At 67.6% G+C, this 11,705-nt stretch carries 7 protein-coding genes; 5 read left to right on the top strand and 2 right to left on the bottom strand.

Annotated elements, in window-relative coordinates; genetic code table 11:
- The first annotated feature begins 2 nt into the window (after window positions 1-2).
- The 4 genes from glgX to treY are packed head-to-tail and all read left to right on the top strand — an operon-like array spanning window position 3 to window position 8,547.
- A complete protein-coding gene (gene glgX / locus AB8808_RS13430; RefSeq protein WP_369930132.1) occupies window positions 3-2,111 on the top strand; it encodes a glycogen debranching protein GlgX in 2,109 nt (702 codons plus the stop codon).
- Complete coding sequence (gene treZ / locus AB8808_RS13425; protein ID WP_369930130.1) at window positions 2,108-3,859, top strand: malto-oligosyltrehalose trehalohydrolase; 1,752 nt, start codon at window positions 2,108-2,110, stop codon at window positions 3,857-3,859. The genes glgX and treZ overlap by 4 nt, the downstream gene beginning before the upstream one ends.
- Window positions 3,860-3,862: 3 nt before the next feature.
- Complete coding sequence (malQ, locus tag AB8808_RS13420) at window positions 3,863-5,941, top strand: 4-alpha-glucanotransferase (protein WP_369930128.1); 2,079 nt, start codon at window positions 3,863-3,865, stop codon at window positions 5,939-5,941.
- Window positions 5,938-8,547 (top strand): malto-oligosyltrehalose synthase, encoded by a 2,610-nt coding sequence (gene treY, locus AB8808_RS13415; protein WP_369930125.1) that lies wholly within the window; start codon window positions 5,938-5,940, stop codon window positions 8,545-8,547. Before malQ ends, treY begins: the two co-directional genes overlap by 4 nt.
- 480 nt (window positions 8,548-9,027) lie before the next feature.
- Here treY and AB8808_RS13410 read toward each other — a convergent pair whose 3' ends face one another.
- Together AB8808_RS13410 and AB8808_RS13405 are read right to left on the bottom strand one after the other, a co-directional pair.
- Window positions 9,028-9,972, bottom strand: a complete 945-nt coding sequence (locus tag AB8808_RS13410; protein WP_369925716.1) for an IS110 family RNA-guided transposase — start codon at window positions 9,970-9,972, stop codon at window positions 9,028-9,030.
- A gap of 637 nt (window positions 9,973-10,609) precedes the next feature.
- Complete coding sequence (locus AB8808_RS13405; RefSeq protein ID WP_369930123.1) at window positions 10,610-10,873, bottom strand: acyl-CoA-binding protein; 264 nt, start codon at window positions 10,871-10,873, stop codon at window positions 10,610-10,612.
- A gap of 119 nt (window positions 10,874-10,992) precedes the next feature.
- Between AB8808_RS13405 and cmk the strand changes: the two genes are divergently transcribed.
- Window positions 10,993-11,673 (top strand): (d)CMP kinase, encoded by a 681-nt coding sequence (gene cmk / locus AB8808_RS13400; RefSeq protein ID WP_369930121.1) that lies wholly within the window; start codon window positions 10,993-10,995, stop codon window positions 11,671-11,673.
- The last annotated feature ends 32 nt before the right edge of the window (window positions 11,674-11,705 follow it).

Raw genomic sequence — 11,705 nt, 5'->3', positions numbered from 1 at the left:
CGATGCCTGCACTTCCCGAGCGCATGCAGTCCGGCACGTCGCACCCCCTGGGTGCCACGTGCGACGGCATGGGCACGAACTTTGCGGTGTTTTCCGCCCATGCGGAACGCATCGAACTCTGCCTTTTCGATCCTTCCGGCAAGCGCGAGATTGCCCGCTACGATCTTCCCGAGTGCACCGACGAGGTCTTCCACGGGTACCTCCCACGCGTGCGTGGCGGCACCCTTTACGGTTTTCGCGCGCACGGCCCGTACGCGCCGGAAGAGGGGCACCGCTTCAATCCCAACAAGCTGCTGCTGGACCCCTATGCGCGCCTGCTGCACGGGCAGGTGCGCTGGTCCGATGCGCTGCACGGCTACCGGGTGGCGTCGCCGCGCGCGGACCTGTCGTTCGACCGGCGTGACAGCGCCGCGGCCATGCCCAAGGCCGTGGTCGTCGACGAGCCGATGCACTGGACCCACAACAATCGTCCGCACACCCCATGGAACGAGACGATCATCTACGAGACCCACCTGAAGGGCATCACGCGGATGCTGCATCGTATCCGCCCGCACGAGCGGGGCACCTTCATCGCGCTGGCTGATCCCTATGTCATCGATTACCTGGTCAAGCTGGGCATCACCGCGGTGGAACTGCTTCCCGTGCATGCGTTCCTGCAGGATCGTCGCCTGGCCGAGATGAAGCTGCGCAACTACTGGGGCTACAACACCCTGGCGTTCTTCGCACCGGAGCCCGCCTATCTCGCCGAGGGTGCCCTGAACGAAATTCGCGCCGCCGTGCAGGCGCTGCATGCCGCCGGCATCGAAGTCATCCTGGACGTGGTCTACAACCACACCTGCGAGGGCAGCGAGCTGGGCACCACCATGTCGTTCCGCGGGCTGGACAACAAGAGCTACTACCGCCTGATGCCGGACAACCCCCGATACTGCATCAACGACACGGGCACCGGCAACACGGTGAACACCGCCCACCCGCGCGTGCTCCAGCTGGTCATGGATTCCCTGCGTTACTGGGTACAAACCTTCCACGTGGACGGTTTCCGCTTCGATCTCGGCGTGAGCCTGGGCCGCGAGGAGCACGGTTTCGACCCCTGCTGCGGCCTGTTCGACGCGATGCGCCAGGACCCGGTGCTGGCCAACGTCAAGCTGATCTCCGAGCCCTGGGACATCGGTCCCGGCGGCTACCAGCTGGGCAACCATCCGCCGGGTTTCGCCGAGTGGAACGGTCAGTTCCGCGACGATATCCGCCGGTTCTGGAAGGGCGATTCCAACATGCGCGGCGCACTGGCCGGTCGTCTGCAGGCCTCTGGCGAACTTTTCGACCACCAGAAACGCAAGCCGTGGGCGTCGGTCAACTTCATCACCGCCCACGACGGGTTCACGCTGCAGGATCTGGTCAGCTACAACGACAAGCACAACGACGCCAATGGGGAAGACAACCGCGACGGCGGCAACGACAACGAGAGCTTCAACCACGGTGTCGAGGGTCCCACCGAGGATCCGGCCATCCGCCTGCAGCGTGACCGGCAGAAGCGGGCCATGCTGGCCACGCTGTTCTTCTCGCACGGCACGCCCATGCTGCTGGGTGGCGACGAATTCGGTCGTACCCAGCACGGCAACAACAACGCCTATTGCCAGGATACCGAGCTGTCATGGTATGACTGGAAGCTGGCCACGTCCGATGGGGGGCGCGAGCTGACCGAGTTCGTTGCGCGGCTGGTCCGCCTGCGCGAGCAGCACCCCACGCTGCGCGCCGCGCACTTCCTCCGTGGCGACACCGAGGTGGCACCGGGCATGCGCGAAGTCGCCTGGTTCGACGAGAGCGGCGCGGAAATGACCCTGGATACCTGGGGCTACACGGAGGGGCGCCTCCTGGCGTTGCGACGTGCCCAGGTGCATGCCGAAAAACGTGCCGACGTGACATTGATCCTGGTCAATGCCACGGCGGAAACGCACCTCTTTCAATTGCCGCAGCCCGCCGCCCACTGGCGGCTGCGCTGTAACACTGCCGCGCCCCTGGCGCCGGAGCTACCTTGGACCGAACCGACGATACAGGTGGAGGGCAGGAGCGTGGTGCTGCTGGCGGCAACCGTGAAGACGGAGCCGGCATGACGACCCACTACGCACACGCCATGCCCTACGGCGCGCAACGCATCGGCGAGGACAGTGTGCGATTCCGGCTATGGGCGCCCGATGCCGAGAGCGTCTCGATCGAATGCGATACGGGGCACACATCGACCATGCGCGCGCTGGACGACGGCTGGTTCGAATGCGTATGCCCCGCGGAAGCGGGCACCGGGTACCGGTTCCGCCTGGCCGACGGCACGGCCGTACCGGACCCGGCGTCGCGCCGCCAGCGCGGCGGCGACGTGCATGGCTACAGCATGGTGGTCGATCCACACGCTTTCACCTGGCGACACACCGAGTGGCAAGGCAGGCCCTGGCACGAGACCATCCTGTATGAAGTACACGTCGGCGCGCTGGGTGGGTTCCATGGCGTGGAGATGATGCTGCCGCACCTGGCTTCGCTCGGGATCACCGCGATCGAGCTGATGCCGATCGGCCAATTTCCCGGCGAGCGCAACTGGGGCTACGACGGCGTGCTGCCCTATGCGCCTGCCGATGCCTATGGTTCGCCGGACGACCTGAAGTCGCTGATCGACACGGCGCACGGGCTGGGTGTCATGGTGTTCCTCGACGTGGTCTACAACCACTTCGGCCCCGACGGCAACTATCTCGGCGCCTATGCCTCGGCGTTCTTCGACGAATCGGTGCACACGCCGTGGGGCGCCGCCATCGGCGTCGCTACGCCGCAGGTCGGCGATTTCTTCGTACATAACGCCTTGTACTGGGTCGAGGAGTTCCGCTTCGACGGGCTGCGCTTCGACGCCGTGCATGCCATCGGCAACCCCGGCTGGCTCGCCTCGCTGGCCGCCCGGGTGCACGCCGCCGTGGGACCGGAGCGGCACGTGCACCTGGTGCTGGAAAACGAGGCCAACCAGGCCAGCCTGCTGGGGCGGGGGCGTTTCGATGCGCAGTGGAACGACGATTTCCACAACGCCTTGCATGCGCTGCTCACCGACGAAAGCGAGGGCTACTACCAGCATTACCATCCGGCCTTGCCCAAGCTGCTGCGCAGCCTTCAGGAAGGCTTCGTCTTCCAGGGCGAGGCCATGGGGGGAAAGCGCCGGGGCGAATCCAGTGCCCACCTGCCGCCGAGCCGCTTCGTCAACTTCCTGCAAAACCACGACCAGGTGGGCAACCGCGCGTTCGGCGATCGCCTGACCACGCTGGTGAACGCGGAAACGCTGGACGCGGCCCTGGCCCTGCTGCTGTTGGCGCCCTTCGTGCCGATGCTCTTCATGGGCGAGGAATGGGCCAGCCGCACGCCGTTCCTGTTCTTCACCGACTTCCAGGACGACGATCTGCGCATCGCCGTGCGCGATGGCCGCCGCCGGGAGTTCGAGGCGTTCACCAGCTTCGCGGGTGAGGACATTCCCGACCCCAACGTGTACGACACGTTCACCGCATCCATTCCCGTTCGCGATGAAGACATCGGCGAAGCGCGCCGGCAGCGGGTCAGGGAACTGATCGCGCAGCGCAACCGACACGTCGCCCCGTACATCGGCGAAGCGACCGCGGCCGGTGCCGAAGCGCTGGGCGACCGGGCGTTCCGTGTCGCCTGGAAACTGGGTACGGCCACCCTTACCCAGTACGTCAACTTCGGCGACACCGACATCACGATCCAGCAGCCACCATCGCCGTCCGCGGCATGGCTGCACGGCGATGCCGCGGATGTCGCTTCCGTTTCGCGTGGGTCCGTTCCGGCCCGTCGCACCGTCGCCTGCCTGGAGTCCTGATCCGTGAACGTCCCCCTCGACGATCGTCTTGCGCTGCTCGCCGGACAGGCCGGTATCGATGTCGACTGGCGCGATGCGCTGGGCCGGCCGAAGACGACGCCCGATGCCACCCTGCGCGCCGTGCTCCGCGCCGTGGGCTTGCCGGCCGATAACGGCGACGATGTCGAAGCCAGCCTGCGCCTGCTGGAGCAGGAGCGCACGGGTCGCCGACCGCCGCGCATGATCACCGCCGACGCGGGCGACCGGGTGGCTATTCCGCCCTTGCCCCGCGGGCGCGTATGGAAGCTGCTGGACGGGGAGGGTGGCCGGGTCGCGGAGGGCGAGCTGCCTTCGGGCGCGGCCGACATCGCCGCACCCGCCATGCCCGGCTATTACACCCTGATGCTGGGCGAAGACGAGATCACCCTTGCCGTCGCACCGCCCCGTGGCTTCGGCATCGGCGATATCGCCAGCGTCCGCCGGCCCTGGGGCATGGCCGTGCAGATGGCCGCGCTGCGTCGTCCCGGCGACGGCGGCATCGGTGACTTCACCGCGCTGGAACTCTGCGCCCGGGCCGCGGCGGAGAAGGGCGCGGATGCCCTGGCGATCAGCCCGCTGCACGCGCTGTTTGCCGCGGCACCGGAGCGTTACAGTCCTTACGCGCCGTCCAGCCGTCTGTTCCTCAACGGCCTCTATGTCGATCCCGTGCGCACCAGCGGCGAGCAGACGGTGCGTGCCGTGATCGATACGCACAACCTGCGCCAGGAACTGGCCGAACTGGAATGGCTCGAGTTGATCGACTGGCCGCGTGCCGCCCGCGCGCGGATGACGGTATTCCGCTCGTTGTTCGAATGGGCATCCGTGGATCTGGCGCACTCGGACCGTTTCATGGCGTTTCGTCGGGAGCAGGGCGAGCCGCTGGAGCGGCACGCGCGCTTCGAGGCGTTGCACGGCCATTTCACCGCGCACGGTCGCCCGGGCGGCTGGCAGGGCTGGCCGAAGGAGTACCACGATCCCTCGTCGCGCGAGGTCACCTCGTTCGTCAACGAGCATGGTCGCGAGGTGGCCTTTCATGCCTGGCTGCAATGGCTGGCCGCGCAGGGCCTGGAGGGCGCGCAGAAGGCCGCCCGCGATGCCGGCATGGCCATCGGACTCGTCGCCGACCTGGCGGTGGGCGCGGACTCGGGCGGCAGCCACGCCTGGGCGCACCAGGCGGAAATGCTCGGCGGCCTGTCCGTCGGCGCACCGCCGGATGCGTTGAATCGTCTCGGTCAGGACTGGGGCCTCACCACGTTCTCGCCCCGTGGCCTGCGCGAGACGGGGTTCCGCGGCTTCATCGGCATGCTGCGCGCCGCGCTGGCACATGCCGGCGGTGTACGCATCGATCACGTGCTCGGGTTGAAGCGCTTGTGGCTGGTGCCGCACGGCGCCGGTGCCACCGAAGGCGCCTACCTGCGTTACCCGCTGACCGATATGCTGCGCCTGATCGCGCTCGAGTCGCACCTGCATCGCGCCATCGTGATCGGTGAGGACCTGGGCACCGTGCCGGCCGACTTCCGTCATGCGATCGCCGACAAGGGCGTGCTGGGTATCCGTGTGCTGTGGTTCGAGCGCGCCGAGGACGGCGGTTTCGTCTCGCCGCGCGAATGGTCCGATAACGCCATGGCCACCACCAGTACGCACGATATCCCCACCGTGGCCGGCTGGTGGAGCGGGCGCGACGTGGAGTGGCGCAAGCGTACGGGGCTGGACGATCCCGCCGTGGACGAGGTGGCCCAGCGTGCGGGCGAGCGCAATGCGCTCTGGCGTGCGATGTGCGCTTCCGGTTCGGCCTGGAACGAGGATGCCCCGCCGGGGCTCGAAGACATCTCGCCGGTCGTGGTCGCTGCGGCGCGCCACGTCGCGCAGGCACCCGCACCGCTGGCGATCTTCCCGGTGGAGGACGTGCTCGGCCTGCACGAGCAGCCCAATCTGCCCGGTCCGACCGATGCCATCCACCCGAACTGGCGGCGACGCATGCCCGATTCGTCGGCACGACTTTTCGACGGCCCCATCGCCCATGCCGTCTGCGCGGCGATCGACCAGACCCGGAACCGTACATGAGCCCACCGCGCGCCCTTGCCCGCCTGCAATTCCATGCGGGCTTTACACTCGACGATGCCGTGCCGGTCGTCCCTTATTACGCCAGCCTCGGGGTGAGCCATCTCTACGCCTCGCCCATCCTGCGCGCGCGTGCCGGCTCGACGCACGGTTACGACGTGGTCGACTGCCACGAGGTGAATCCGGAAATCGGTGGCGAAGACGCGCTACGCCGTCTCGTCGCCGCCTTGCGCGAACACGGCATGGGCCTGGTGGTCGACATCGTGCCCAATCACATGGGTGTCGGCAGCGAGAACGGCTGGTGGATGGACGTGCTGCGGCATGGCCGCGAAAGCCGTTACGCAGGTTACTTCGATATCGAGTGGACCACGCCCGACCCCTTGCTCCGCGGACGCCTTCTGTTGCCGATGCTCGGCGCCGGCTACGACGAAACACTGCGTGCCGGTGACCTTCGCCTGGTCCGCCGCGGTGATACCTGGATGCTCGGCGTGTACGACGATCGCCTGCCGCTGTCGCCGACATCGGTGGCGGGCCTGGGCGACGACGCGGCGGCCGCGCACGATCCCTCGACCGACGAAGGGCGGCAGCGGCTACACGCGCTGATCGAAAAACAGCACTATCGGCTGGCTTTCTGGAAGCTGGCCAGTGACATGGTCAACTACCGCCGGTTCTTCGACGTCAACGAACTGGTCGGCTTGCGCATCGAGCGCACCGCGGTGTTCGAGGACACGCACAAGACCATCTTTCGCCTGTACGCCGAAGGCCTGGTCGACGGCGTGCGCTGCGACCACGTCGACGGCCTGGCCGATCCGCGCCGTTATTGCCGGCAGCTGCGGCATCGCCTGGACAAGCTACGACCGCAGCGCCCGGCGTCGGCACCGCAAGGCGGCGCATACATCGTGGTCGAGAAGATCCTGGCCGAGGACGAAGGCCTGCGCCTCGACTGGCGCACCGACGGCACCACCGGCTACGAGTTCATGGACCAGGTCTCGGCGGTGCTGCACTGCCAGCGTGGCGAGGCCCCGTTGACCGAGTTGTGGCGCAAGCTGACCGGTGAGTCGGCGGATTTCGGGACGCAGTCGGTGCGGGCACGCAGGCAGATCCTGGTCGACAGTTTCGAATCCGAACTGGACCGTACCGCGCGCGCCCTGTTCGCCGCGGCGCGTGCCGATGTCGCCACGCGCGACGTGTCGCTGGCCGCGGTGCGTCGCGTCCTCGTCGAACTGCTGGTCCATTTCCCCGTGTACCGCACCTATGCCGGCGGCATGGGCCGGGACGAGATCGACGAAGCCTTCTTCGCCCGTGCCGTCGAAGGGGCCTCGCGCACCCTGCGCACCGAGGACGGCGACCTGCTGATCCTGGTGTCGTCATGGCTGGGCGGCGAGGCGCCACGCTCGCTTCCCCCGGGCCCGGTGCGCCGGGCGCGCGAGCGCGCGATGGCGGTGTTCCAGCAGGCCACGTCGCCGGTGGCGGCCAAGGCCGTGGAGGATACGGCGGGTTACCGTTACGGCCGTCTTCTCTCGCGCAACGAAGTAGGCGTGGACGCCGGTCGCCTGGCTATGTCGGTCGACGATTTCCATGCGCGCTGCGCCGCCAGGATGCAGACCATTCCGTACAACCTGCTGGCCACGGCGACCCACGACCACAAGCGCGGCGAAGACCTGCGCGCCCGCCTGGCCGTGCTGTCCGAGGTAGCCGAGCGCTGGGTGGTCACGGCCGAGCGGTGGCGTGTTCGCCATGCGGATTTCCGCCAGCGCGCCGAGGGTCGCATGGCGCCGGCTGCCGGCGACGAACTGATGCTTTACCAGATGCTGGTGGGCGCCTGGCCAATGAACCTCGCCCCCGACGACACCGAAGGCGTGGAACGCTTCGCCTCGCGTATCGCGGCGTGGCAGCGCAAGGCCCTGCGCGAAGCCAAGCGCTGGTCGCGCTGGACCTCGCCCAACGAGCCCTACGAAGATGCCTGCGAGGATTTCCTGCGCACCATCCTGTCCAGCGAGGTGGCGGCGGAGTTCGCCGCGTTCGCGAACTACATCGCCACGCCGGGTGCCGCCAACGGCCTGGCCCAGACGGTGTTACGCATCACGACGCCCGGCGTGCCCGATCTGTACCAGGGCAGCGATTACTGGGATTTCAGCCTGGTCGACCCGGACAACCGCCGGCCCGTGGATTTCCCTGCGCGAGTCACGTCCCTCGCGCAGGGGAAATCGCCCCGCGACGCGCTGGAGCACTGGCGCGACGGCACGGTGAAGCAGGCCGTCATCGCCCGCCTGCTCGACGCCCGCCGCGCGCACCCCGAGCTGTTCGCCCGCGGCGACTACCGCCCGCTGACAGCCGAAGGGCCGGCCAGCGACCACGCGATCGGTTTCACGCGCGAGTACCGGGGGCAGCGGCTGTTCGTGGCCGTGGCACGGCATACGGCGGAGTGGGTCGCGGGGCAGGACACGCCGGTCATTGCCGACGATTGCTGGAAGGGTACGTCGGTGGCCCTGCCTGAGGGTCGCTGGGTGAGCGTTTTCTCAGGTGCGGAGTTGGATGGCGGTCGCGTCGGCCTAGAGCGGGTGTTCGATGGCTTGCCGGTGGCTGTTTGGCAGGCTGTTGGGGGTTAGGTTGAAGGAGCCAGGGGTGGGCTCGCCTTCGGCATCGCGTTGGGCCTTGGGCCGTGGAGCAAGAGCCGGCGGGTAGCCCCCTCGGTGCCACGCCTGCGGCGACCCGCTAGGGAAGGGCCGCTCCGCGGCCGTTTTCTTATTGCCCTACGGGCCGGGTCGGGCTTCGAACGGAGGTTTCCGATTCGACCTCCTGTCTCAGCGGAAACGGCCGGCCGTCCTGGCCGGCCCCCTTCGGGCTTTTTCCGTTCGAATCCCTCGCCTGCGGCTACCGGCACCGAGGGGGCTACCCGCCGGCTCTTCCTCAAACTGAGGCTGCGTGTTGGGCGAGCAGCGCGTGGCGTTGGGCGAGCAGGGGTCGGGGTACGGCGTCAGCGCTTTGTTGGCTGTTCGCGCACATCGTGCGCTCCTACCCCCAAGGGTAGGCAGGTTGTGGCATGCCCAACGCCTAATCCGCCGGCTGTGTAGGAGCAACTGTCTTTTTCAGGCCTCTACCGTGCCGTGCCATTGAGTCTGATCGCGGGCCATGGCGTTGAGGGTGATGAGCAGTTTGCGCATGCAGGCCACGATGGCCACCTTCGGAGGCTTGCCTCGCGCTTTAAGGGCCTGATAGTGGGCTCTCAGAGGTGACTGGGTGCTGCGGATGGCGGCGAGTGCGGCCATGTAAAGGATGCGCCGCACGAAGGGCCGGCCGGCCATGATCTGGCGGGGGCCGTCCCGCCGCCCGCTCTGCTTGGTGTACGGCGCGACGCCGACCAGCGCGCTGATCTGCCGATTGCCGCGTTGGCCCAGCTCCGGTAGGAAGGCCAGCAGCGTGGCGACGGCGATCTTGCCCAGGCCAGGCACCTGGAGCAGTTGCTCAGCAAGCGGCGCATCGGCGGCTTTGGCGGCTTCCGCCATGAGCCCTTCGAGTGCCTTGATCTCCGCGGTCAGCAGGGCGCCTACCCGCTCTAGCGCCCCTTGGACGACCATCGACTCGCACCGTTTGATCCGGCGGCGGTTGTCGTCGCGCTGCCGGATCAACTGATCCCGGCCCTTCACCAGGCCGCGCAGATGGCGTTGCGCCGGCGTTGGCGGCTTATAGGGCTGCGGCGTGATGGTCTGGGCCATGTGGGCCAAGGCCCTGGCGTCGGCCTTGTCGGTCTTGGCAAACTTGCCCAGGCTACGCACGAAAGCGGTGCCACGATGCGAGGCAATCCGGGTCACCGTATAGATCTGGGCGATGGCATCCAGAATCAGGTTCTCGTAGCCACCGGTGGCCTCCAGGACCACGTGTTGCACGTCCAGCCTGGCCATGACGCGAAGCAGTTTCTTCGCACCGGCTGGGCTGTTGTCGAACTGCTCACAGGCGCCGGTTTGTTCACCGGCACGGAAGAAAGCCACGTCAAGCGTCTTGCTGCTGACGTCGATACCGAGGTAAAAAGTCATCGTCTCGTTCCAGCTAGGGCGGGATAGAGAGCACTTTCCACGGGCCCACGCTTGTGATGTTCGAGCCGTTAACTCGGGCAACTGTTCGGGCTTGGTGGAAAGAAGGGAGTGTGGCGGCCCGGGCTCCTACACGTGCTCAAGGCACCGCGCACAATCGGCCTGCCACACTCCGCTCTCGACTTCGAATCTACCCCATCGAAAAGACACAAGCGCACGCATGTGCGCGAACCCTCAACACACCTAAGGCGGCTGATGCCGTACGCAACAGGCAAGCGAGCGTTCCCAGCCACGAAGCGAAACCCCGCTCTGTGCTTTCACCACACGCCACCTCAGTCGTCGAAAGAGCCGGCGGGTGCCACCCTCGTGGCCGGTAGCCGCAGGCGAGGGATTCGCACAGATCAGGCCCGAAGGGGGCCGGCCAGGACGGCCGGCCGTTCTCGCGAGACAGGATGTCGAGTCGAGAACCCCTGTGCGAAGCCCGACCCGCCCCGAAGGGGAATAGATAAACGGCCGCGGAGCGGCCCTTCATTGACGGGTCGCCGCAGGCGTGGCCGCGAGGGTGGCGCCCGCCGGCTCTTGCTCCAAGGCGCCAGGGCTCCAAGGCCCAACGCGACGCCGCAGGCGAGCCAGCCCCACATCACCCCACCTCCAACGACCGAACCAACGCCACGTAATCGCGCATAGCCTGCTCACGCGACAGCCCCGCCAACCGCGACCAGGCCTCATGCTTGGCCGTCCCCACAAAGTCGAAGAAACCGGGTTTCGGCCCGGTGGCATCGCCCTGGGTCGCCTGCTTGTACAGGGCATAGATGCGCAGCAGCGTGTGGTTGTCGGGCCGCGTCCCCAGACGGGTGATGTCCAGGTAGGCCTGCTCGAACTGGCTCTGGAGGTCGTCGGACATGGGAAGAGGCCCCGGTGGATCGTTCGGCGCCTTGTAGCATGGCGCGGCCGATGCGTCCATGCGCCGACGGCCGCGCGCCGACGCGATATCATGCCGGTTTGGCGAACGAGGATTCCCCCATGCCCGCATCGGCTGCCGCTCCGGTCCTCACCATCGACGGCCCCTCCGGCTCCGGCAAGGGCACCATCAGCCGGCGGGTGGCCGAAAAGCTCGGCTGGCACCTGCTGGACTCCGGTGCCTTGTACCGCGCCGTGGGCTACGCGGCGGGCGAGGCGGGTATCGACCTGTCCGACGTGGACGCGGTCACCCGCTGCGCGCAGACCGTCAAGATCCGCTTCAAGCCCAGTCCCGCGGGCGATGAGACGCACATCCTGGTCAACGGGCACGATGCCACGGACGAGCTGCGCACCGAGACGGCGGGCGCCGCGGCGTCGGCCATCGCGGTGATCCCCAGCGTCCGCCAGGCCTTGCTGGACCTGCAGCATGGCTTTCGCAAGGCGCCGGGGCTGGTGGCCGACGGTCGCGACATGGGTACGGTGATTTTTCCGGATGCCGGGCACAAGGTCTTCCTGACCGCCAGCGCCGCCGAACGGGCGAAAAGGCGCTATAAGCAGTTGAAGGATAAGGGCCTGAGCGTTACACTTGCCGTTCTTCAACGTGAGATCGAGGCGCGCGACGAGCGGGACGCGTCGCGGCTGGTCGCCCCGTTGAAGCCCGCCGAAGGCGCTGTGGTCATCGATACCACCGGCATGCCGATCGACACGGTGGTGGCAAACGTATTCGCGGTGGTGCGTCCGTAAGGGCGCGTCACGGCACAATTCCCGTGCAGTGT

This window comes from Xanthomonas sp. NCPPB 2632, assembly GCF_041228075.2.
In the GTDB taxonomy this organism is placed as follows: Bacteria; Pseudomonadota; Gammaproteobacteria; order Xanthomonadales; family Rhodanobacteraceae; genus Luteibacter.
This window is presented reverse-complemented; position numbering and strand designations above follow the sequence as displayed.